Genomic DNA, 23,577 nt, shown 5'->3' with positions numbered 1-23,577 from the left:
TGTTTTGATAAAATTCAAACAGATTGTTATAAAATTCAAACAATCAGATGCCTTTTTTCAAACGGGCTAAATACAGCTCAAATTCAACGGTATATTTTGTAGTTAAAATAACAAGGCGTGTTGGAGCAGTTATAGCAACGAGCGCTTACAAAAGCGGAATATTTGAGATTGCTATGCAGGTGGTTTAAGCCGATTGGACATTAATTGAAAGACTGTTGTCTGCCAAAGCGATAACGTCATTAAAATACTCCAGCGCAAGGTTATCCCAATTTAACAGACGGCTTCCTATGAGCCCCCTTGAGGCAAAACGGCTACGTAACGTTGAGTCTTGCAATAACAGGTTTATTTTCTCTACGTAATCCGCTGCATTGTAAGGCTGGCATTTAAAACCATTTACGCCGTGTTCAACAAAATCTTTAGAACCGCCGCCATCAGCTATCACACAGGGTAACCCGCTTGCCATCGCCTCTGCAACCACATTGCCGTAAGCTTCGGACACGGACGGGAAAATAAAAACATCTGCCGAGGCATAAAGCGTAGCTAAATAATCTTGATCTGTGCTCCCTAAAAAAAAAGCATTCGGCATTCGCAGCTCACAGTCCTGCCGCGCGGTACCGTCGCCTGCTATAATTAAATTCACGGGTGCATCGCCGTTTTGCAACCCGTCATAAATACCAAATAGCGTCTCCAAGTTCTTTTCCCAGACTAACCGGCTGGCAAATAATACCGAGGGATTGTTGTTACCCGTTAGCCGCTGCATTAAGCTATCGTTTCTTTTAGAGGGATTAAACAAAGCGGTGTCTATGCCCCGCTTCCAAATTCGGGCCTTTGTGCCGTTTATCCCGATAGCCACTAACTCATTCCTGATAGAAACGGATGGCACATAAATTTTATCGCAACGGTTGTAAAAAGCCTTATGACTCTCGGCCATGCGGTTGCGGATACTATCAATTAAAAACGGCGTATACTTTAAATAATAATCTAAATACGATATAAAGTGAGTGTGGTAAATAGTTATTACCGGCAACCGGTTTTGCGTAGCATAGTTAAGTCCGAAATTACCCAATAAGGATGGCGTAGCAATATGAACAACATCGGGTGTAAATTCCCGTAGTTTTCTTTTTAACCTTGATTGTGCCAGCACTGGTAGTGCCAAACTGTATGTTGCATTTACCGGCAGCGCTATCGAAGGGATTTTTACGCTTTCAAAATCGCCAATTTGTGCAGGGCCAACACCATAAACAAAAAGATAGTCGAACCTGGTTTTATTTATCCTGTTAATTAAATGGAACATAGTGCGCACCGCACCATCAAGATCTTCAATCAGGATTTCGGCAAAGAAGGCAACCCTTATTTTTTTCATGTAGCTATAAAGTCCCTGCTATCGTTTACGTACGCTAAACCGAGTGGCTGGTTTTGTGTTTTTGTTTAGGCGTTAACCTATAGGCCCGCTTTTGCTGTGCGGGCTTTTGCACCGGTACGCGCGACGCAGCGTAGATAACAACCGCTGCAATCCCAAGCATTGCTAAATCAAGTGTGTTATATCCCATTTCCATGATACCGTTGTTTTGATTCATCTAAAGATACATGGCTTGTTTAACAACAATGTTATTGCAATATTATCAGATCAATAAACATGGGCAGGCAAATGGCGATGCGTGTAAACAAAAGCAGGAGCGAAAAAATCCGCTCCCGGTTACTGTTATTGCTTTTTTATTTCGGGCTGCACCCACCGGTTTACGATATTGAACTTACCTTCGATAACCACTTTGTAGAACGCGGAGGGCATTTCTTTTACCGAAACGAGCGCATGTTCTGTACCTATTGGCACGGTGGCTAAAAGCTTGTATTCATCGGGCCGGCCTTCCTTTACATTATTGGTTGATGATACCCAGATCTTTACGCTTTCGGCGGTATTGAGCGCTTTCCAGCTAACATCGATATCGCCTTGTACCAGCGTAGCCATAGGTTGCGCAACCGAAACCGGGCCTGTAAGCGTTGTACCGTCAATTTCGCGTTTAAAGTTAATCGGGATATCTATATTCATAAACCGGGCGATGGTGGGCATAATATCTACGATGCCGGGGCGGTAATACTTTTCATAACTATTAAATCCTTTGGCGTTGGTAACCATCCAGGTGGAGCGTTGCCTGTCAGATTGCCCGCCGTGGCCCCGTCCGGTCTTCTCGTCGCGCCCGTGGTCGGTGGTAATAAATATCAACCAATCCTCATTAAAGTTCTTTTGGCGATATTGTATTGCATCCCATATTTTACCTACCTGTGCATCCATCATTTCAATAGCCTTGTAATATTGCGGGCTGTCGCCATAACGGTGGCCCATATCATCGGTGTATTCCAGGTAAACCCATGAAAGGTCGGGCGCGTTTTTACGGATGGAGGTAGCGGCTTCGTCAATCACCTTTTCGTCTATCCGGTGCATGTAATCTGCCTGTTTATCATGTTTAAAGGTAGCGGTATCCAGTTCGTAGCCGTCGGCGTGGTAATCCACATGGATGTTTTGGGTGGCGGCAAGGCCATCGCCAACCAATTTGGTACGGTTATCCAGCCAGCTCGAATACACCCCTATTTTCTTTTTAGGGTACTGGTCTTTAAACAACCGGAATATGGTGGGGTAGTTATAATTAGGATCTTTAATATCGTTATCAAACACATTGTGCTTGTTTACCCAGGTACCGGTTAGTAAGCTATTATAACCCACAGCGGATATGGTTGGTGTTTGGCTGTAAGCATCCTTATCGCCGCCAACATGTGCGCGCAGATAGGCACCTTGTGCTGCTATTTTCTTCAAATTTGGCGTCGCCAGCTTTTCAATCACATCGGCCGGGATGCCATCTGCAATAATATAGAGGGCTTTCCGGGTTTTTACCTGCGCAGAAACAGCAGCAGAAGCGAACAGAAAAATGGAGAGCAAGTTAATGGTTATAGAAAAGTTTTTCATGGTTAAAATTGGTGGTGTAATATCGCGATAAACAATTATTTATTTTAAACCCTGCTGCCTTTTTCGCCTGGATTTACGGAACGTGTGGCCGCCCCAGGCCGTCCCCTTAAGGCTTGATTCCCCATCGCTAATGTTCTTCCATACCAGCAGGCCCAAAACGGCTACAGCCAGCACGATAACAGCTACGATAGAAGTGTAATTCATTTTCAGAGATAATTGGATGATGTAGAGGAAGGAATCGAACCCTCAGCATGCTGCCGAACCAGCGCTCTACGGATTATTTCTTATCGCCTGTGATACTTGCTTTGAAAGCGATACTATTAACTGACCTTATCAAGAACTAATCAAGTGCCCAAAATTATCTATTGTTGGGCAAGCAGGTGTTAAACTTACATTATCGAATCAATTAATATGAGTTAGCTGCTTAAGCAAGTATTTTCCAGATAAGCAGTCTAAGAACCTCACAATCAATCAGGCACGGAGATTGCTCAAGTAACATAACGTAACAATTTGTTAATACTAATTATGGTTGCAGCAAATGTTTAATGCGGTTATTTGAGTTTAGCAGATTGCTTTTATATGCACTTATTCCTCAATTCTATAACACTGCCCTTCATCGGCGAGATCGCTCTGTCCGGCGGGTTACTCATCGTTTTCCTCATTTGCTTGTTAGCTGTAGTAGGTTTTGAGTTTGTAAATGGCTTTCACGATACCGCAAATGCTGTAGCTACCGTAATTTACACCAAGGCTTTAAAGCCGGTATACGCCATACCCTGGTCGGGTTTTTGGAACTTTTTAGGGGTGGCTGTTGGCGGCATTACCGTTGCCATGGGTATTTTAAAGCTGGTACCCTTAAATGAGTTGATGGTTTTACCTGTTGAGGTGGGTGCCTGTATGGTACTATCTATCCTGCTGGCTTCCATTATCTGGAATTTAGGTACCTGGTACCTCGGTATCCCCTGCTCCAGTTCGCACACCTTAATCGGTGCCATGATAGGTGCAGGATTAGCCTTTACCTGGTATTACGGCGGCGCAGGCGTCAACTGGGGAAAAGCCGAAGAAATTGGCTCGTCGTTAATCCTTTCGCCCGTATTGGGCTTTGGTGCTGCGGCGTTATTAATGTACTTTCTAATTCACGTGTTAAAATCGACCGCTTTGTTTCACATCCCGCACGGCGAAGACGACAGGCCGCCGCTGCTGATCCGCGCCTTGCTAATCACCACCTGTACGCTGGTGAGCTTTTTTCACGGGAGTAACGATGGGCAAAAAGGCGTGGGTTTACTCATGCTGATCCTCATCGCATTTTTGCCTGCAAAGTTCGCAATAGATCATTCGGTGGGCGATGATAAAATCCTGGCCGCCCTCAATCAAACCGAATTGATTATCCAACGTAACAACCCCACGCAACACAAAGATCTGCAAGGTTTGGACGCTGCCATCCGCGAAGCGAAAGCGCAACTCCCCAATAAAACAAAAAATGCCTTTAAGTTCCGCAAGCAGGTGCAAACCATTAAGCACGAACTGGATGCCATTGCAAAGGCTGACAAGTCAATCCTGTCGGCCGCAGATCTTGAAACCCTGCATAAAGAATCTGAAAAGCTGGACAAGGTAACAGATTTTGCCCCCATTTGGGTGATAGCAGCTATCTCCATATCCCTGGGTATTGGTACCATGGTAGGCTGGAAACGCATCGTCGTAACCATTGGCGAGAAGATAGGCAACGAGCACCTTAACTACGCCCAGGGTGCCAGTGCCGAAATTGTGGCCGCAGCAACCATTGGTTTAAGTACCGCCTTTGGGTTGCCGGTAAGTACTACCCACGTATTATCGAGCGGTATTGCTGGGTCTATGGTAGCTTCGGGCGGTAAAGGCAATTTAAATAATAACACTTTAAAAAATATTGCCATTGCCTGGGTTTTAACCTTGCCGGTTGCGATAGTTTTAGCTATATTGCTCTTCATGTTATTCCATTTGTTTATTTAATTTCTATCGCTGTATGAAACAGATCCTGGTAGCAACCGATTTTTCGCCAAGTGCTGCAAATGCAATGGAATACGCTATGGCGCTGGCCAAACTGCTTAAATTACAGGTTTGCGCCATACATGCCATCCACCCTACCGAAGGGATAAATAACAGCACCTATAACGCCATTTTTATTGAAGATTATTATAATAATAAACGCCAGGCCTTAAAAACCTGGGCAGCGCAGTACACCGCAAGTGATGATCTAAAAAACATTAAAGTAACTACTATTTGTGATGTTGGATTTTTAAAGAATGTAATAACCAAACACATCAAGTCCAACGATGTAGAGTTACTGGCTATGGGAATAACCGGCGCTACCGGTATAGCGGGAATTGTTGGCAGCAACGCCAGTATGATGGTGACCAAAGTTAAGGTGCCTACACTGATCATACCCTTAGAGAGTAAGTTCCCGAGTAACCCTGCTATTACCCTGGCGACTGATCATGATACCCGCCTGTCGGCAGAGGATGTAGCCGCTTTAAATGAAATGGTTAAAGCCTTCCAATTAAAGCAAATGCAGGTATTATATGTGGATGGTACTACTGATGCCAAGCGTATCGAGACCGGCGAAAACAAATTGAAAAAACTGATAAAGCACACACAACTTCGGTTTAACAACCTGAATGATAGCAGTGCATCTAACGGAATACTGACGTTTGTAGAAAAAACCGAAACCGATATACTTTGCCTGGTTAAGCACCACCACAACGTTATTTACCGCCTGTTTAACCGGAGCACCGTAAACCAGGTAATGAACCGTTCAGTTAAAGCTATATTAGTGCTGCACGAATAGGTAGCTAAACCGCCGGGCAAATACAACACCAAACCAAAAAACACTCCTCTCTACTTTGATAACCCCAATTTCAAAGTAAATAAGGTGGTGCCCCAAAGATTTTTATAATTTAGGCGCATCTAACAGAAACCAAACATCTACCATGAAAAGAAGGCAATTTATTGGCAGCAGCACGTTATTAGGCGCCAGCGTATTTTTAGGCAAGTTATCATTAGCAGCTGATGCACCGTTCCCAGCCGTTAGGGTACCAATGGCGCAACGCAAATTCAGCAGTAAATCTGTAGAAGCTGCTATTAAGGAATTTAAGGCTAAAGTGAAAAACCCTGAACTGGGCTGGTTGTTCGAGAACTGTTTCCCGAACACTTTAGATACTACCGTTACCTATAAAGTTATTGACGGCAAGCCCGATACTTACGTAATTACCGGCGATATTGATGCTATGTGGCTGCGCGACAGCAGCGCGCAGGTTTGGCCGTACCTGGCCTTTATTAATAAAGATGCCGAACTAAAAAAACTGGTAGCCGGGGTAATCAATCACCAGGCTACCTGCATACTGCGCGACCCATATGCCAACGCTTTTTATGACGACCCAAACAAGGTTGGCGAATGGAAAGATGATGTGACCAAAATGAAACCCGGCCTGCATGAACGCAAATGGGAGATAGACTCGCTTTGCTACCCTATCCGCCTGGCTTATAAATACTGGAAGCTGACCGGCGATGTGAGTCCGTTTGACGCCAAATGGAAGTCTGCCATACAAAACGTACTGAAAACCTTTAAGGAGCAGCAACGCAAGGACGGCGATGGTCCCTACTCTTTTCAGCGTAAAACCTCATGGGCTACAGATGGCGTGGCAATGAATGGCTACGGATACCCGGTTAAACCTGTTGGACTGATCTGCTCGGCTTTCCGCCCGAGTGACGATGCTACAATTTTTTCTTATTTGATCCCATCCAACTTCTTCGCCGTAACAAGCTTAACACAGGCAGCCGAGATGGTTTCCACTATTTCGAAAGATGCCGCATTGGCCGCGGAGTTAACGGCTTTGGCTGCGGAGATAAATGGCGCATTACAAAAATATGCAGTAATAGATCACCCCGACTATGGAAAGGTTTACGCTTACGAGGTAAATGGTTACGGCAGCTTTAACCTGATGGATGATGCCAACGTACCCAGCCTGTTAGGGATGCCTTACCTGGATGCCATCAAAAATACCGACCCTGTATATATCAATACCCGTAAAATGCTGTTATCGCTTAACAACCCGTTCTTTTTTAAAGGTACAGCAGGCGAGGGTATCGGCGGGCCGCATATCGGTAAGGATATGATCTGGCCGATAAGCATCATTATCCGTGCGCTGACGAGCACAGACGACGCCGAGATCAGACAATGTATCGAAACATTGCGCACTACCCATGGCGGTACGGGCTTTATGCATGAGTCGTTTCATAAGAATGATCCTAAAAACTTTACCCGCAAATGGTTTGCCTGGGCTAACACCCTGTTTGGCGAATTACTTTGGGAAACCTATGTAAGCAAGCCGCAGCTGTTGAGTTAGATTTTTCGGGATGAAAATAGAATTCGGATGTACACATTCATGTTCATGAACACCGTGAACGCCGTGAACATTCATGAACACTTAACAATCAGCTATTTAACGATTTACGATATGCTAATTACTGACAAGGCTTTGTCAGTAGGAACAGAGATCGGCAAGGCTGTGGAAATTTGAATAGCATATAATAAAACCGATAATTAAGCAAAAAAAGAACTAATAAAACAACAAAAGCCCGGCATAACCAGGCTTTTGTTGTTACTTAATTATTGATATTACTACTTATTTCTTGGCCGGGGCTAAGATGCCATTAATGCCGTTCACCACGCCGTTGGCACCTATCAGGTCGAACAAGGTAACTTGCGCCGAACCACCTGAAGCGTTGGTTAATTGCAGCTTGCTGCCTACCAACGTTAAGGTCAACGGCTGGCCATCAATTGTGGTCAGGCTGGCTTTACCTTTACCGGCATTAAGCGCTTTAATAATATCGGCTTTGCCGTATTTACCTGTCACCACATGGCCTTTTAATAACGTACCTAACGCGGCAGGGTCTTTCAGCAAACTATCCAATTTACCTGCAGGTAAATTACTAAACGCTACATTATTTGGCGCAAATATGGTGTACGGGCCGCCTATTTTTAGTGTGGCATCCAGCCCTGCTGCCTTTACGGCTGCTAAAGCGGTGGAATAATCGGCATTGCTTGCCAATGCACCTACTACATCAGCTGCACCCTCTGTTGTGGTGGTAGTGGTCGTCGTTTTCTTCGTCGTATCTTGTGTTTGGGCGAATACGCGGCTGGCAGTTAAGTTAATTGCTAAAACTGCGCCAACCATTAAAAGTGATTTTTTCATGTTATTTCTATTATGATTTTCAACTTGGTTAATGCGTAATTTTTTTTCTATATCGCTTTCTATTTTAATTTAACTGTGCTTTTATAACTTTTTTAAAACGCAAATTGTTTAGAAAAATTTACTTCTTCGCCCTACGAGCCACAGCAAAAAGATGTAACACCAGCTTTAAAAAACTGGTTTCAAGCGATTTAGAATGATAAACCTAGCCACAAAAAAACCCGTCTGCAAATAGCAAACGGGTTATATAAATCTCTAAAAATCTCTAATTTTTTACTTTTAATTCTTTGCCGGCTATATCTTCCCAGCGGTAATAATGGAATGTTTTATCATCGCTCATGGCCACAAATAAACCGTGCTTAAAAGTGCTGTTTAAAGGCACGTTCACCACGTCAGACCCGTCGCTTTGGCGGGCGGCTACGTTGGCTACCTTTAATAGCTTGTGCTCGTAAGGGTTGGCTGCCGCCCCTTCCCTGCTAAAGATCTGGAAACGGTTGGCGCCCTGGTCAGAAACCAGGATATAACCCGTGGTTGGTGTTAACTTGTATATCGAAATGCCTTCATGATCAGCAGCGAAACCTGTTGTACCAAAAATAGCCAATTGCTTATCCCCTTTTTCCGGGTCAGCATAATACTGGCGCACCCCTACCTGCTCATCAGAGTAGTAGATGTAGCCTAACTCGTTATCAACCGCAATGGATTCAATTTCCTTTTTGCCACTGTATTCGCCAAACTTGCGCACAAATGTAGCTTTTACATTGCCGGTGCCATCATCCTGCAGCAGGTACTGCCAAAGGTAACCACCTGTTTTAGGGCCACTTTTACGGCCTGCTATGGCGTACATTTTGCCATCTTTAGCGGTATAGATCGAGATCCCCATCAAATCGCGAAACTCGAAACCCTCTTCTCCAACAAACGCATCGATGCCGCCATTATCCACCGGTTTCATGTCAGGCAACGAATAGATGCGCAGTTTATGGGTGATACGCTCGGTAGTGATAACAATATCGGTAGGTTTGCCATTCAGCATCAGGCCATAAGCCAGGTCTACGTTGTTTGGCCTCTGCAGGCCACGTACTACTTTATCTTTAATGATCTTACCATCTAACCCGAAAACATACAGCGCTCCGTCGGCAGCTTTATCGGTGCCAATAACCAAACTCTTTGCCGGGTCGGCTTTGTTTACCCATATGGCCGGGTCATCTGTGTCAAACCGCACACTTTCGGTAATCACCGCCGGTTTTATTTCGGGCTGGTTAGCATAAGGCAAGGTCTTGTCAATAGTTTGTGCACATGCTGAGGCAAAAAGGGCTAATACAGCAATATTTATGAGCTGAAGTTTCTTCATCAGTCAATTAAAGTTTTGTACCGTAAGCACCTACAAACATAGCCGGTGCAGGCGATACATAGGTAATTCCGTTAAGCATAGTAATACCACCTGCATGGTGGCGGGTAAAGGTTGTAATGCCTGTTGATAAGGCTGGCGAGTTACCTGTTAAGTGGAAATCCCAGGCAGTGTTATAAACTGCGTTGCTCACCGGCGTATTTAGAGGGTAGTTAACAAATTTAGGGTCATTTGCACCGGCAACTTTACTGATCACATCATTTACACCTGCAACCACATCATTGCTACCCGGCTGGAACTGGTTAACCGTAGTTTGATCGAAACCGTAATACCAGTTGTTCTTATAAACCGAACGGGCGTCTTCCGGCTTTTTAGGATCTCTTTTTACGCCGAAACGAGTGTTAGCAAAAAGGTTGTTATACAAATCGGCACGCACAGTAGCCTCTAACCAAATAGAACCACCTTTGGCAGTGGGCCTTCTCCAACCGGTGTTTACCATGGTATTGTTGTACGCAATGATGTAAGCCTGTGGGGTACGGTCGCCCGCGTTGGAAAGTTTCAAAGCATTGGTGTTAGTGCTGTAAACCAAATTATAAGCAACATCTGCCAAACATCCCGATTTAAAGTTCATGGCCTCGCCGCCTGTTACGCCGGTGGTGTAAAATACGTTATTCGCAAAGATGATCTTGCCACCCTCAATGTATGTGCAATCTTCCTGAAAGTTACGGATGATGCTGTTTTGCACTACCAAACGGCCATTAACGTTAGAGAACCATAGCGCAGGCAGGTTTTCGCCGGCCACTGCCTTATATAAACCCATTTTAACAGAGGTGGATGCATCTGATGTGGTGGCGCCGCCATATTCTAATATGACATGATCTAACACCAGTTCGGTACAGGTTGGGCCGGCTAAAATGCCTCCCCAAAGTTTACCGAATTTTTTGGCGTCGGTTTTATACAGGTCATTCACTGTAAATTTCACCGGATTGGCATCGGTACCTAAAGCGTATAAGTTACCCTTTACTACAATCTCGGGCTTTTTAAGCGTATCCATTATCACGGTTACACCCTCTTCAATTGTGAGGGTTTTACCTTCGGGGATGATGATATCGCCGTTGATCAAATGGGTGCTTCCCCTTGTCCATACGCCCGATACTTCGCCAATAGCCGTACCATCCGTGGGGGTGGTATCAACAAATTTATTGGCCTTTTGGCAACCGGCAAACATGGCCGATGCTAATGCCAGTGCTGTTATAATTTGCTTTAATTTCATTTTGATATATTTAAAAGTAGGTATCTGTTATGTATTAATTGAATTTGTATCTAACCCCCAATAAATAGGTTTGGCCGTAGTAATCGGCACGGATCAGTGTGCGGCCGTTGGTAACCAGGTCTTCTTTGATCTTATCATTAGCGGGGTTTGTTCCTTTGATAAACAATTTAGTTGGTGTGTTTAAGATATTACCCGCTTTTACAAACACACTGAAGTTGCTTTTAAAACGTTTCTCGGCAGATGCATCCATCTGGATAAAGCCCTGCTGATACAGATCGTTATTTAAGAACTGCGATACGGTGTTGATACGCGGGCCGGTATAAGCGCCTGCCACCTGTACATCCCAACCCCTTTTGGTGTCTTTATATAATAACGACATATTGGCAATATGTTCCGACTGGCCATATAGCGGGCGCGACTGGTTAACCAAAAATGCTTCGATATCGCCGGTTGTGGCGTTGATACGGCGGGATGTTTTTGGGGTGGTAATACGCGAATGCGTGTAGGTATAGTTAGCCTTGATGCCTATTTTGTTAAAGAACTTGATGTAGTCTAATTCGGCACCGTAGTTGTTGGCTGTACCAAAGTTACCCGGGCTGTAAAATATATCCTGACCGCGTACGGCATCTGCCTGGAAGGTGTACTCGATAGGGTCTTTAATCCTTTTGTAAAATGCGCCTATTAATAATTGCTCTGATGCACCCGGGAACAGTTCATAACGCAAATCGTAGTTGTCTGCAAGGGCGCGTTTCAGGTTAGGGTTACCACGTTCCTGGTACTCCTCGTTAATTACTTTGCCCGGTACTATTTCGTAAAAACCGGGGCGGTTTACTGCCTTGTAGTATGATGCGTGTAACTGTGCCTTATCTGTTAAGTGATATTTAGCGGTTAAGCTGGGTAATACATCCGTATAGATCTGGCTGCCTGTAGGGTTGGTTTCGCCCGCCGGGAAAAGCAGGTTATACCCCTGGTTAGTGTGCTCCACACGCGCACCGCCCACAACTTCTAACTTATCATTCGTGTATTTGAACATACCGTAACCCGCGCCGGTTTTTTCGCTGGCATCATAAGTTAAAGGGTTGCTCACCGCACCGGTTGGGTTGCTTACCACCAATGCAATATCAGTGTAGTTTTGAAAGTTTACACCGTACAGGTCGCCTGCATGCGCTGCAGTTGGTGCAAGGGTATAATTGTTAAAAAAGCTGCTGCGTTGTTTATCGCGGTATAAACCACCTGCACTCAGGTCTAATTTACCGCTACCTGCATTAAAGGTATAGGTCAGGTCTAAATAGCCGGCCTTATCCTCATCCGTATTACGTTCCCAACGGCGGTTAACGGGCGATGTATTGACCAGCGAAGTGCGGGTATCTACAAAGTTACGCTCTAATCCGTTCAGGCTGATAGTGGTATTATCAGGCACCTCGTTACGGGCTGATGAATATACGGCCGACCATTGCACCTTGAATTTATTGTCGAAGAATTTATGATCGCCATGCAGGGTGCTGTTATAAATTTCCTGCTTGGTTAAGCGGCTGCGGGTAGTATAACCCAATTCGGCATTACCTACTGCCGGGTCATAAACACCATTATAGGTAGTGCTTACGGCATCGCGCAGCTGCTGGTTTTGCAGGTTAACGTACACATTGTACAGGCTGATTTTGTTGTTCTTATCAAAAACGTAATCGACCTTGCCGTGCAAGCCTAAACGTTTTTGTTGTTCAGAATATTCGCGGTAGCTTTTACTTGTAATAACTGCAAAAGCATCTGTACCGGTTACGGCCGAGTTGTAAAATGTGCTGTTGCTTCCCCTGTAGGTATTTTGATAACTGCCTGCTACAATAACGCCCAATTTGCTATCAAAAAACCGCTGGCCGATAGACATGCTACCGATGACGTTTGGCGCAGGTTTTTTTGAGGTGTAAGCCAGTGTACCTTTGGCAAAATCGGCCTGGGTAGCGTTGTAATTGCGGCCGTTTAATTCATAAGGTGATTTACTGTTAATGCCCGAAGCATCAAAACTTGTAAACTTTCTGTCGAAGAAAAGCTGGCTGTAGCCTGATGAAATGTTGGCATTTACCTGGAAACGATCGGGCGCGTTCTTCATCACCATATTAACGGCTCCACCAACGGCGTCGCCCTCTAAGTTTGGTGTAAGGGTTTTATAAACTTCTAAACGCTCTAACAGATCTGACGGGAAAAGATCCAACGGTACGTAACGATACTTATTATCCGGGCTCGGGATCTTTACGCCGTTTACCAAGGTATAGTTATAGCGTTTATCCATACCGCGTAAAATAGCGTACTGGCCATCGCCGTTGCTGTTACGCTCGACAGATACACCAGATACCCTTTGGATAACGTTAGCCACTGTCAAATCGGGCGATACCTCAATGGCACGGCCCGATACGATGTTCATTACCTGGGTAGAATTTTGCTCTATACGGCGGGCATCACGCTCTGTCGATCCGTTGCCCCGTGCGGTTACCGTAACTTCGTTCAGGTTTTTGCTGGCATACTCCATGTAGATTCTCAGTTTCTCATTATCCTCTTTCAATACCGTGATTTGCTGCGTAATGGTCTTGTAAGTGATATAAGATACCTGGAGCGTGTAAGTACCCTGTTTTAAGCCTTTAAATTCGAAAGAACCATCCAGCCCGGTGCTGGTGCCCTTGCCGGCTAACGAAACACTGGCGCCTACTAAAGGTTCGCCGGAGTTTTTGTCGTAAACTTTACCTTTAATTGTTGTTGCACCAGCGGCACCTGCCAAAAGTAAAAACGAAAATAAGAATTGTAAAAATTTATTCATTGTGACGGATATGGAATTGCAGTTAAATTCAATTTTATTTGATGCCGCAAAGGTGTGTCATATCCAATTACAAAAAAAACTTTAGGCGTTACAGGAAGGCAACAGCGTTACAAAGGCCGTATATACAAAAGCAACACATTATCTTATATAATTGATAATCAATTATATAATTAGTTTTAAAAACGCCGTTATGGTTTTATTACCGTTACATTAAGTTAGTGTTAACACGCACAAGCATTTTCATAACTAACTAAATTAACCGAAAAGCAAATTTAGAGTGCCTGGATAAATGCGGTTAAATTATCGCCTTGCGTAAGGTTCAATTTTTTACGCAGGCGGTACCGCGATACCCGAAGACTATCCATGGAGATGCCCAGAAGCGCCGCCATATCCTTTGAATCAAGGTTGATCTTTAATAGCGTAATGAGGCGGATATCTGCCGAGGTGAGGTCGCTGCTTTGTTTTTTCAGGTTATCGAAAAAGCTTTGGTGCACCTGCTCAAATGCGGCGGTGAACTCTTTCCAGGGCTGGTCGTGGTTAAAGCTTTCGTTGATCTGTAAGATGATCTGCTGCATTTGCTTTTTTTGATCGCGCTTATCTTCTTTTACCATTGCCTGCAAGGTACTGCGCAAGCTATCCAGCAACTGGTTATTCCGGATGAGGTTTAAGGTGTAGGCAGATAATTCCCGGCCCTTTAAATCCAGTTGCTGTTTAAGCCCCTCTTCTTCCAGTCGCCGGTTTTTCAACTCCAGTTGCACCAGTTCATGCTGTGCTTCTTTTTGCCTGGCCTGTGCATGCTGTTCTTTTATTTTAAGGCGTTGCCGGCTAAATACCACTAAACCCAATGCCGAAAGCAGCAACACGACAACCACCACCGCTGCGGTGATGATCAGGTTTATCTTACGGATATTATTGAGCCGGTTTATCTCGTCGCTTTTCTTATTAATATCATACAAAACCTGTAAAACGGCCGTTTGGTTAACACTTTCTTTAGAGTAGATTTCTAACGAGTACTTGCGGCTCAGTTCTACAAAATGAAAAGCGCTGTCTAACCGCCCCATTAGCTCATACTCCTTGCCCAGGTCCTTTGTTACTGCTGCCATCTCATAAGTATTTCCGCTCTGTTCAGCCAGTTTCAAGGCCCGGCGCGATAGCATTACACTCTCTTTATACCGGCCCGTTTTCCGCAGGATATCGCCCAGGTTATTGATCACCTCTATCGTCCCGGTTTCGTTACCATCAGCGCGGTAAAGTTGCAGCGAGCGGTTAAAACAGCTATACGCCGAATCGTATTTGGCCAGGTCTTCATAAATACTGCCCAGGTTTTCATAGATCTTGGCCGAGCCACCGTTAGAATTTAGATTACTGTAGTTTTTTAACGCCTGCCGCTGATAATAAAATGCGCTGTCGTATTGATGGCTCTTTTCGTAAAAATGCCCTATATCGCCCAGTATCCCGGCCTGCCCCTTTAGGTTATTGGTTTGCTTGTAAAGCCCCAACGCCCTGTTATAAAGCGATAGCGATAGGTTAGGCTGTTTGTTATAGTAATACAGCGTACCCAGTTCGCTCAGGTTAGCGGCTATCAGGTTTTTGTTTTGTGTTTTATCGAAAAGCTTGTCAGCGTGCTGATAAAAATCAAGGGCCTGGGCAAAATGGCCCTGTGTGTAACAGATCTGCCCCATTTTTTGCAGGCAGGTGGCGGCCGTTACGTTATCACCTGCATCAACAGCATGGGCCTGCATTTTTTTGAGTACGATTAGGGCAGCATCAGGCTGTTTCAAACTTAGCGACTGCACCTGTTTAAAATCTGCCAACTGGGCGACTTTATTTTGAGCCACCACGGCGAAGCACGCGGTGATGAGTAAGCACCACATAAAAAACTTCCTGGTAAAATTAAACATGCCGGTTTGCTGTACAATCACTATTAAACTAACAGCAAATTAAGTCATTTGCTGTTAGTTTAATGTTAACCGTTAAGATAAATATAGTACCGGCTTAGTTGAGGCGTAGACTTTTAACCTCAAACTTTTAACCTTAACTGTGAATGTAGCTGTGCAGCTGGTCGATAGTTTCTTTTTGCGAGTGGATGGTTTCGTAAACCACATCGTTAATGGAAATGATCCCGCAAAGCGATTCGGCCTCGTCAAACACGGGCAGATAGCGGATGTTCTTCTCGCTCATCATCAACATACAGGTGTCTATAGTTGATTTTGGGGTGATGTGCGGCAAGTCGTTACTCATGATCTCGCCGGCAGTGGTATCGTCAGAGTGTTTGCCCATCAGGATGATCTTACGTGCGTAATCACGCTCTGTTACCATGCCCAGGTACTTTTCACCATCTTTAACAACTACAGAGCCGATGTTTTTTTCGGCCATCAGTTTCAAAACGTTTAGCACGGTGGTGCTGGCGGCAACGGCAATAACGTCGCTCCCCTTACGGGCAAGGATGTGTTTAACGGTTTTCATAAATTGGTACAGGTTAGTTTGGTTAGCCTAAATCTACAATTTAACTTCAAGAAAAACAACAAGTTAAGGTACAAGATTTTTATGTTGTGCCGGATGCACACCCTGACCTGGGCGTCTGTAAAATCGAAGCATTGAAACATGCAGGCGGTTACACCGCCGTAGTGTTCTTAAGATGGCGTCATAAATAGTTAGGTAATTACATCATAGCAACCCTACTTATTAGAATTTATGCTCATTTTATTAAAATTTACTTAGAAATTAATTAGAGTTTCTTAGAAAATTTGCCGTGTTACTTGTCTTTATTACTTTTGGTGCATACGTAAACCATGCTCGAGCCCTCCTTGCAAAACGTATACTAACCAATAATTTTTTTAGCATGTTTTTTTTTACGCGGTGTATCTATCCGTTATCCCTTAGGGCAAGGGTTACCTGTAAACTTTATGATCTGTTTCAGAATGTGCATGACAAAAACATTTCCCTCGAATTTAACAAACAGGTTAAACTCGACGTATCCAAAACAGACTACGGGCATAAATCGATCATTTTTAATGGCTTTTACGAATTAGACCTCACCCGCGACATTATAAAACTGGCCGAAAAGGGTGGGCTTTTAATAGACGTTGGAGCTAATTATGGCTACTATACCTGCCTTTGGGCGGCGCAAAAACCCGGTAATAAAGCAATAGCATTTGAAGCGTCGCCGGGCGTTTTAGCGCCGTTAAAAAACAACGTCACTAAAAATAATTTACAAAACAACGTAACTATTGTAGCAACGGCCGCAGGTAAAGAAAACGGCATCCTAAAGTTTAGTTTAGGCGGTGATGCCGAACAGACCAGCTGGGCCGGCTTTACCATAATGGAAGATGCAGGCGCGGTAGAAGTCCCAGTTATAACGCTTGACGGTTACGCCCTGGAAAACGGTATAGAAACAATAGACGTATTAAAAATAGACACCGAAGGTGCAGACACCTGGGTGTTATTTGGCGCAAAAAAGTTACTGCAGCAAAAACGCATCCATCATATATTTTATGAGCATAATACCCATAGAATGGGCTTACTGAATATTGGGCCCAATGAAGCAGCAGATTTTTTAAAAAGCGTGGGTTATACAGTTGAAAAGTATTTTGGCAACGATTTTTACGCCTACCCCAACCCGTCAGTATAAATATTGGCTGCACTTACTTAACATTTGTTGAAATCAAATCTCCAAATCGGTGTTTCTTTTTAAAAAATCAACACTAAAACACTAATATCATTGCATTATAAATAACATAAATATTCGTATTTTAGTGACTTGCTAAAAAAGACATATAATAACCCCTATTAACAACGCAGTGAGTGCCCAGTTAAAACACATCCTGATCCTAATCACTGTTTTTTTTATGAGTTCGGTTTGCACCGATGCACTTGGGCAGACTAATCAAACGGTTACTAACGGTGCCTACACGCGCTTGGTTAGCTTCCCTACAACTGGATGTGCATATAATTGGGTTAACAATAACCCTGCTATTGGGCTGCCTGCAAAAGGCATGGGTAACATTGCGCCATTTGTAGCTTTAAATGACAATAACACGCCACAAATTGCCACCATCACCGCAACATCGGCCGGTTGCCCTTTAATCACCTTTAAATTTACCGTAAACCCAACCATTCCTGCCATTGTCGCCAATCCCCGTACTGTAAGCGTGAACACAGTTTACGGTACGCCGTCTGATGCTGCAATGATCAATATTTCGGGCTCGAATTTAAAATCGGGGGTTTTAGCAACAGCCCCGGCAGGGTTTGAAATAAGTACCAACAATATAACTTTTAGCGATGCGGTTAATTTGAACGCCGACAATGCCTTGCTGAGTCACATCTATCTTAACCCGGACGTAGTGAGAACGCAAACAATCGGTGCAGGCGATTTTAATTACAGCGCAGCGGTAGATAACAGTATCGATAAAATCACGGTTATACCGGTAGCGGTATCAGTGCTGGCTACGATAAAGGTGAACGGCCAGGCCCTGTCCAGCGGCAGTGAATCTGTGCCGATACCCCTCACCCCTGGCGATAACATGATAGATATAGTGGTTACGGCTCAAAACACTACAACTACCAAAAGCTATACCATCAAGATCAAACGAGCGGGGTCGTCAGACGCTACGCTATCCGGCTTGGTTACCAGTGAGGGTACTATAAGCCCTACGTTTTCAAAAACAACAACTAACTATGCCACCACCGTTTACACCGAATCAATAACCATTAAGCCTATAGCTACCAATTCCGGCGCGGTGGTTAAAATAAACGGAACAGTGGTACCATCAGGCACATCAACCGGGGCAATAGCTTTAGTAAGCGGCATCAACTTAATCCCCGTAGTGGTTACCGCGCAAGACGGCGTAACTATTAAAACGTATAACATTAGCGTTAATAGCACAAAATCTGCAAATGCGGGGCTTAACCAACTTTCGCTCACCCCTGCATCTACGCTGTTCAGAAACGTGGGTACTACCAACTATTTAACTACCGTACAGGCATCGGTAAACACCGTACAGCAAACCGCAATCAGCAGCGATGCCAATGCCACTATAAAAGTGAACGGGGTGTTGGTCAGATCGGGAGAGGTATCTACACCAATAACGTTAAATGCCACAGGTAAAACTATTATTACTACTTTAATCACGGCGCAAAATGGGGTAGTCAGCCAAACCTATACCATCACGATAACCAAATCGTCTGATACAAACACCACCCTATCTTCTTTAGAGATCTCGCCCATCTCCTATATCACTTCGGCTTCCGGCAGCCCTAATTTAACGGCATCGGTAAACCCGGGTGTATCAAGTGTCAGGTTAAAGGCGTCCCCTGCCGATGAGCGGGCAACCATACGGATAAATGGCACGGTAGTCGCGCCCGGGGCATTTTCAGACGCACTCCCCTTAAATATAACCGGCGGTACCGATATTAAAATTTTAGTTACCGCACCCAATGGAATAGCCACCTACACACGTACCATCACAATATCCAAAAATGGCTCATCTAACGCTTTGCTGGCTAATATATATTTGAATGTGCCGGTAACTATCAACCCCATATTAGGCACCCTAAACTACACCGCGTCTGTAAGCCCTGCAATAACCAGCGTGCAGCAAATTGCCGAATCCAGTGATGCGCATGCAGTTATAAAGGTTAACGGCGCTATTGTTAAATCGGGCGTGCCATCAAAGCCGGTAGCGTTAAATGCCAGCGGGCCAACTAATATTGTAACCATAATAACGTCTGAAGATGGGAAGAACAGCCTGGCCTATCTGCTCACCATAAACAAAAATGGTTCATCAAACACCGGCGTGGCCTCCATTACATTAAACCCGGGCTGTACGCTAACACCTGTACCCGGTACAGATAACTATACCACATCTGTAAATGCAGGTGTAAATAGTATTACGCAAACCCTTGCGCCCGACGATGAAAACAGTACGATAAAAGTTAATGGTGCAATCGTATTAAACGGCCAGCCATCGGCCCCGATACCATTAAACGCATCAGGCACCACCGACATTAAGACCGAAATAACGGCACAGGATGGTGTTGCCCATAAAAACATCATCATAACCGTCAGCAAAAATGGTTCAACCAATACTGCGATCGATAAAATATCGCTCACACCGGCTGCACAATTAACTGCTACATCAGCTGCAGACTATCGTACCTCCGTAATCTCATCGGTAACCAGCGTGAAACAAACGATAAACCCTGCCGATATAAATGCTACTATATTTATTAATGGGGTAAAAACAGCAGCGGGTGTTGCATCTGCAAGTATACCACTTAACCCGGCAGGCAGCACCGTTATCAACACCCGTATAATTGCACCGGATGGGGTTAGCATAAAAAACTACACGGTTACTGTGAATAAGGACGGCAAAACGGATGCAGAAATAGATCAGCTATATTTAACACCATTTGCTACACTTACACCTATTACCGGCACAAATAACTTTACGGCATCTATTGCTGCTGGGGTGAGCAGCGTGCGGCAAACCGTAATTACCAATGACGAACATGCCACCGTTACCGTAAATGGTATTGCACTGGCAAGGGGCGTGGCATCGGCCGCTATACCTTTAAATGCAACGGGCAAAACAATCATCACCACTAAGGTTACCGCCCAGGATGGTTTCACTACTAAAACATATTTGGTCACGATAACCAGGGGGTCAAACGGAGAGTTATTAAACCCGGCTACAACTACCTTACCGCCAACACCGGTTTATGTAAGGTTAACTGGTAAAACAGCTGCAGGGCAGTACACCGGCAACATCACCCTAAGCAGCAAGGATGCAGTAAATGGATTAGTAAGCCTGAGCAAATGTGTTGTGAAGCCTGCCCCCATTACCATAGCAACTGTAAATGTGACAAAAAACTACGGCACCAGATTAAAATCTGAACCGGCATCAACAAAATTTATAATAACGGACGGGATATTGAAAAATGGTAATACGATAAAAACGGTAAGGCTCACGTACAGCCGCGGGGCTAACCCGAGCGCGAAAGCACAAGTTTACGAAGGTGCTGCCATCCCTTCAGATGCTGCCGGGAGCGATGGCTTTTTAATAACCAATTACGATATTAAATATCTTGCATCAGATGTTATAGTATTACCCGTAAAACTTTTGGTGACCGCCGATAATATCAAAAAGGATTTTGGGACGGAGAACCCTATATTAACCGTAACCTATAAGGGTTTTGTTAATGACGAAGACGCTACAGACCTGGAGGGGCAGCCCATGGTCACCACCACAGCCTTAACACGGTCGCCTTTGGGGCAATATCCAATAACGGCGGGTGGCGCAATATCCCCTAATTACCTGTTTACGTACTTGCCGGGGGTGTTGACTATTGGTGCCGACCATCTTTCGTTAACTATTCCTAACGTATTTACCCCTAACGGCGATGGTATAAATGATACCTGGAACATTAAAAATGTAGATGCCTACACCAACGTTATCATCACTGTTTTTAACAGGCAGGGCCAGCAGGTTTTCAGATCAACCGGCTTTTACAGCAACGCCTGGGATGGCAGTTATAACGGTGCGCAGCTATCGGGCGGCAGCTACTATTACATCATTAAACACGATGATACCGTTATTTCCGGCAACGTAAATATTATCAGATAAGCATATCACCATGCGGCTTTTTTTCCGCATGGTGCTGTTTATCTGCTAATAAAATTCAGGCGCTATGGCTGTTGCCATTAATGCATCGTGGTGTTTGCTAAAGATCTTTTTCCACCAAAACTGGTAGTTGCGCGGGTAAACCACCCTTACTGTGTAATCCTTTTTGCAAAGCTCTTCTAAAGCGAGGAGTTTATACATCACCTTGCGCGAGTGGTCGACCACTGCGTGCGATCGTTCTGAATACCCGACCATCATGTTTATTTCACGATTGGTTTTTCCCATCAATATAAAATTGAAAATATCAATGTGCAGGGTGCTGAAGCCTTTTGTTTTAAGGATTGGCCTGGTTAAATTGGCTGCGTGATTTTTCATAACTATTGTAATTTTAGCACGGTGAATTCCGTGCGCCTGTTTAATTGTCTTCCTTCGGGATTATCCTTACCATTGGCAAGTTTGTTAGGTGCTATGGGTTTTGTTTCTCCGTAGCCTTTGGCATAGATCCGGCTATCGGCCACCCCCATGCTGATGATGTAGTCTACACAGGCCTGCGCCCTCTTATACGACAACCTATGGTTGTAAGGTTGTGTTCCTTTTGAATCTGTATGCGACCCCAGCTCTACTTTTATCCCGGGGTTATCCTTTAGTATGGTTACCAGATCGTTAAGCACCAGTTTAGATTCGGGCCGCAGTGTGGCCTTATTGTAATCGTACAGTACATTTTTTATGGTGATTGGCTTATCTACCTTAAATGCCTGCAGGCATATCTCGGGGTTAAATAAGGTATCGCTGCCGGTTTTGCCTAATGGTGGCGCGGGGAGTATTTTTGTAAAATAGCCGTCCTTTTCTAACACCATGCCGTAAGGCCTGCGCGTGGTAACATCAAAGCTGTAACGCCCTGTCTTGCCCAGCACCATAGTTTTAACCGTTTGCTTAGAAAGCGAATCAACAAAGCTTACCTTCACCCCTTCTAAAGCTATGTGGGTATCACAATCAACCACTAAACCGGTGAGTAAATGGCGCCTGTCATACACCTCGAAAAGGTTAAGGCAACAATCAGACTCCCTGTCTGAGCTGATATAGAATTTATTGGCCTCCTTATTATCGGGCATGTAATACAGATCGTCTTTAGCGCTGTTCATAGGATAGCCCATATTGCGCGGGGTACTCCAGCCACTGCCGTCGTTTACGCTTTCAAAAAAATCGAACCCGCCCAAGCCCAAAAAACCTTTCGAACTATAAATAAGCCTGTTATTAGCTATATCAAAGTAGGCACCCTGCTCATCCATCGGTGTGTTAATTTCCTTACCCAGGTTGGTTGATCCGATAGGGTTGCCGTTGCTATCAAGGTCGGCGTACCAGATATCGTACATCCCCTGCCCGCCCGGTTTGTTCGATGTAAAATAAAGGCGTTTACCATCGCGCGTTACCGATGGCTGTATGGTATTAAAACCTTCGGCATTTACGTTGGCATTAAGCTTTTGCGGTGCCAGCCAGCTGCCGTCTTTATACGCGCTGCAATAAATGTAATGGGTAGTTTTAACCCCCTCTTTAAACCAGCGGGTAAAGTACATACGCTGCCCGTCCGCGCTAAATGACGGGGTGCCGTATTCGAGGTCGCTGATCCTATCATCCCCAGGGAACTTGATCACGGCAGGGTCGGCAGAACGCTCGTTACTGATTTTATACACCCGGTTAAGGTGTTTCTTATCCTCTTTAACAAAACGCGATGAGGTAAAGTAGTTATTACCGTCGCGCTGCACCAGGGCGTAGTCAGATCCGTCAGAGTTCCAGCTGCCCTTGCGTTTGGCTACATCTATCAGGATGGGATATTGATACTGTTCTTTGGCAAAGCGGCAATTACTTATCTCTTTAACCGCCAAAGCGTTATACTTAGCATCGCCCTTGTAAGCCATATTGAATTGCGACAGCTGCGCAATGGCCTCATCAAAACGTTGGTTGGCGCGCAGGCAAATACCGTAATAAAGCCTGCTTAAGGGGTACTTTGCTTCATAGTTCTCATTCATCACCCTGTAATACCAGGGCTCGGCCTCCAGGTAATTTTCATACAAGCGGTACGATTCGCCCAGTTTGAAGCAGATGTAGGCCCTATCCTCCGGCTTACCTTTAGTTACACTTTTACTACCGGCACTGTAAGGGATAGCCTGGCGGGTAATCAAGCTTAAACCCTCTGCCGATTTGCGATAATAAAAGGCAGCCTCATAGTAATCCTTGTTATTAAAGGCCTTATCTCCTAATATCTTGGGGTCGTCTTTACCGCTGTATTGGGCATTTACGCCCTGCAACAAGGCGAGCATTAGGATGGTAAATATTATCTTTTTCATAGTGA

Annotated in this window: 17 protein-coding genes; 5 read left to right on the top strand and 12 right to left on the bottom strand. The window is 44.7% G+C overall.

All coding sequences use genetic code 11. The features are described from left to right. Positions 1-184: 184 nt before the first annotated feature. The 4 genes from IDJ76_RS19740 to IDJ76_RS19725 form a co-directional block, all read right to left on the bottom strand. The gene (locus IDJ76_RS19740; RefSeq protein ID WP_191165889.1) at positions 185-1,363 is read right to left on the bottom strand and encodes a glycosyltransferase family 4 protein; all 1,179 of its coding nucleotides are present in this window, start codon (positions 1,361-1,363) and stop codon (positions 185-187) included. 34 nt (positions 1,364-1,397) lie between these two features. Further along, positions 1,398-1,577 carry a hypothetical protein gene (locus IDJ76_RS19735; protein ID WP_191165887.1) on the bottom strand — a complete coding sequence of 60 codons (180 nt, stop codon included), beginning with the start codon at positions 1,575-1,577 and terminating at the stop codon, positions 1,398-1,400. Positions 1,578-1,702: 125 nt separating this feature from the next. Next, complete coding sequence (locus tag IDJ76_RS19730; RefSeq protein ID WP_191165884.1) at positions 1,703-2,959, bottom strand: alkaline phosphatase family protein; 1,257 nt, start codon at positions 2,957-2,959, stop codon at positions 1,703-1,705. 39 nt (positions 2,960-2,998) lie between these two features. Continuing rightward, entirely contained in the window at positions 2,999-3,163 is a 165-nt protein-coding gene (locus IDJ76_RS19725; RefSeq protein WP_191165883.1) for a hypothetical protein, read from the bottom strand. Positions 3,164-3,538: 375 nt separating this feature from the next. On the opposite strand from IDJ76_RS19725, the gene IDJ76_RS19720 reads away from it, so the two are divergent. The 3 genes from IDJ76_RS19720 to IDJ76_RS19710 all read left to right on the top strand — a co-directional run bounded on the left by IDJ76_RS19720 (position 3,539) and on the right by IDJ76_RS19710 (position 7,335). Continuing rightward, on the top strand, positions 3,539-4,942 hold the full coding sequence (locus IDJ76_RS19720) for an inorganic phosphate transporter (RefSeq protein WP_191165881.1): 1,404 nt from the start codon (positions 3,539-3,541) through the stop codon (positions 4,940-4,942). 13 nt (positions 4,943-4,955) lie between these two features. Continuing rightward, a complete protein-coding gene (locus IDJ76_RS19715; RefSeq protein WP_191165879.1) occupies positions 4,956-5,777 on the top strand; it encodes a universal stress protein in 822 nt (273 codons plus the stop codon). A gap of 142 nt (positions 5,778-5,919) precedes the next feature. Then, a complete protein-coding gene (locus tag IDJ76_RS19710; protein ID WP_191165877.1) occupies positions 5,920-7,335 on the top strand; it encodes a glycoside hydrolase family 125 protein in 1,416 nt (471 codons plus the stop codon). A gap of 279 nt (positions 7,336-7,614) precedes the next feature. Here IDJ76_RS19710 and IDJ76_RS19705 read toward each other — a convergent pair whose 3' ends face one another. The 6 genes from IDJ76_RS19705 to IDJ76_RS19680 all read right to left on the bottom strand — a co-directional run bounded on the left by IDJ76_RS19705 (position 7,615) and on the right by IDJ76_RS19680 (position 16,071). After that, positions 7,615-8,184 (bottom strand): fasciclin domain-containing protein, encoded by a 570-nt coding sequence (locus tag IDJ76_RS19705; protein ID WP_191165875.1) that lies wholly within the window; start codon positions 8,182-8,184, stop codon positions 7,615-7,617. 262 nt (positions 8,185-8,446) lie between these two features. After that, a complete protein-coding gene (locus tag IDJ76_RS19700; protein WP_191165873.1) occupies positions 8,447-9,529 on the bottom strand; it encodes a phytase in 1,083 nt (360 codons plus the stop codon). A 7-nt stretch (positions 9,530-9,536) separates the two neighbouring features. After that, a complete protein-coding gene (locus IDJ76_RS19695; protein ID WP_191165871.1) occupies positions 9,537-10,799 on the bottom strand; it encodes a right-handed parallel beta-helix repeat-containing protein in 1,263 nt (420 codons plus the stop codon). A gap of 34 nt (positions 10,800-10,833) precedes the next feature. Further along, positions 10,834-13,605, bottom strand: a complete 2,772-nt coding sequence (locus IDJ76_RS19690; protein WP_191165869.1) for a TonB-dependent receptor — start codon at positions 13,603-13,605, stop codon at positions 10,834-10,836. 272 nt (positions 13,606-13,877) lie between these two features. Further along, a complete protein-coding gene (locus IDJ76_RS19685; RefSeq protein WP_224746423.1) occupies positions 13,878-15,506 on the bottom strand; it encodes a tetratricopeptide repeat protein in 1,629 nt (542 codons plus the stop codon). A 133-nt stretch (positions 15,507-15,639) separates the two neighbouring features. Next, a complete protein-coding gene (locus tag IDJ76_RS19680; protein WP_191165867.1) occupies positions 15,640-16,071 on the bottom strand; it encodes a CBS domain-containing protein in 432 nt (143 codons plus the stop codon). A gap of 376 nt (positions 16,072-16,447) precedes the next feature. Between IDJ76_RS19680 and IDJ76_RS19675 the strand changes: the two genes are divergently transcribed. Continuing rightward, positions 16,448-17,236, top strand: a complete 789-nt coding sequence (locus tag IDJ76_RS19675) for an FkbM family methyltransferase (RefSeq protein WP_191165865.1) — start codon at positions 16,448-16,450, stop codon at positions 17,234-17,236. Between the two features lie 217 nt (positions 17,237-17,453). Continuing rightward, on the top strand, positions 17,454-21,230 hold the full coding sequence (locus tag IDJ76_RS19670; RefSeq protein WP_191165862.1) for a cadherin-like beta sandwich domain-containing protein: 3,777 nt from the start codon (positions 17,454-17,456) through the stop codon (positions 21,228-21,230). Between the two features lie 45 nt (positions 21,231-21,275). Here IDJ76_RS19670 and IDJ76_RS19665 read toward each other — a convergent pair whose 3' ends face one another. Together IDJ76_RS19665 and IDJ76_RS19660 are read right to left on the bottom strand one after the other, a co-directional pair. Beyond that, a complete protein-coding gene (locus IDJ76_RS19665) occupies positions 21,276-21,602 on the bottom strand; it encodes a hypothetical protein (RefSeq protein ID WP_191165860.1) in 327 nt (108 codons plus the stop codon). Positions 21,603-21,604: 2 nt separating this feature from the next. Beyond that, entirely contained in the window at positions 21,605-23,572 is a 1,968-nt protein-coding gene (locus tag IDJ76_RS19660; RefSeq protein WP_191165858.1) for an OmpA family protein, read from the bottom strand. Positions 23,573-23,577: the final 5 nt, after the last annotated feature.

Source organism: Mucilaginibacter glaciei (assembly GCF_014773245.1).
GTDB lineage: Bacteria > Bacteroidota > Bacteroidia > Sphingobacteriales > Sphingobacteriaceae > Mucilaginibacter > Mucilaginibacter glaciei.
The sequence above is the reverse complement of the archived record's forward strand: the minus strand, read 5'-3'. Positions and strand labels throughout refer to the sequence as shown.

Excerpts from the sequence above, each read along its gene's own strand:
- IDJ76_RS19695 (WP_191165871.1), bottom strand. The coding sequence starts at position 10,799 with ATGAAATTAAAGCAAATTATAACAGCACTGGCATTAGCATCGGCCATG.
- IDJ76_RS19660 (WP_191165858.1), bottom strand. The coding sequence starts at position 23,572 with ATGAAAAAGATAATATTTACCATCCTAATGCTCGCCTTGTTGCAGGGC.
- IDJ76_RS19725 (WP_191165883.1), bottom strand. The coding sequence starts at position 3,163 with ATGAATTACACTTCTATCGTAGCTGTTATCGTGCTGGCTGTAGCCGTT.
- IDJ76_RS19705 (WP_191165875.1), bottom strand. The coding sequence starts at position 8,184 with ATGAAAAAATCACTTTTAATGGTTGGCGCAGTTTTAGCAATTAACTTA.
- IDJ76_RS19665 (WP_191165860.1), bottom strand. The coding sequence starts at position 21,602 with ATGAAAAATCACGCAGCCAATTTAACCAGGCCAATCCTTAAAACAAAA.
- IDJ76_RS19730 (WP_191165884.1), bottom strand. The coding sequence starts at position 2,959 with ATGAAAAACTTTTCTATAACCATTAACTTGCTCTCCATTTTTCTGTTC.
- IDJ76_RS19715 (WP_191165879.1), top strand. The coding sequence starts at position 4,956 with ATGAAACAGATCCTGGTAGCAACCGATTTTTCGCCAAGTGCTGCAAAT.
- IDJ76_RS19710 (WP_191165877.1), top strand. The coding sequence starts at position 5,920 with ATGAAAAGAAGGCAATTTATTGGCAGCAGCACGTTATTAGGCGCCAGC.
- IDJ76_RS19720 (WP_191165881.1), top strand. The coding sequence starts at position 3,539 with ATGCACTTATTCCTCAATTCTATAACACTGCCCTTCATCGGCGAGATC.
- IDJ76_RS19690 (WP_191165869.1), bottom strand. The coding sequence starts at position 13,605 with ATGAATAAATTTTTACAATTCTTATTTTCGTTTTTACTTTTGGCAGGT.
- IDJ76_RS19700 (WP_191165873.1), bottom strand. The coding sequence starts at position 9,529 with ATGAAGAAACTTCAGCTCATAAATATTGCTGTATTAGCCCTTTTTGCC.
- IDJ76_RS19685 (WP_224746423.1), bottom strand. The coding sequence starts at position 15,506 with ATGTTTAATTTTACCAGGAAGTTTTTTATGTGGTGCTTACTCATCACC.
- IDJ76_RS19680 (WP_191165867.1), bottom strand. The coding sequence starts at position 16,071 with ATGAAAACCGTTAAACACATCCTTGCCCGTAAGGGGAGCGACGTTATT.
- IDJ76_RS19735 (WP_191165887.1), bottom strand. The coding sequence starts at position 1,577 with ATGAATCAAAACAACGGTATCATGGAAATGGGATATAACACACTTGAT.
- IDJ76_RS19670 (WP_191165862.1), top strand. The coding sequence starts at position 17,454 with ATGAGTTCGGTTTGCACCGATGCACTTGGGCAGACTAATCAAACGGTT.
- IDJ76_RS19675 (WP_191165865.1), top strand. The coding sequence starts at position 16,448 with ATGTTTTTTTTTACGCGGTGTATCTATCCGTTATCCCTTAGGGCAAGG.
- IDJ76_RS19740 (WP_191165889.1), bottom strand. The coding sequence starts at position 1,363 with ATGAAAAAAATAAGGGTTGCCTTCTTTGCCGAAATCCTGATTGAAGAT.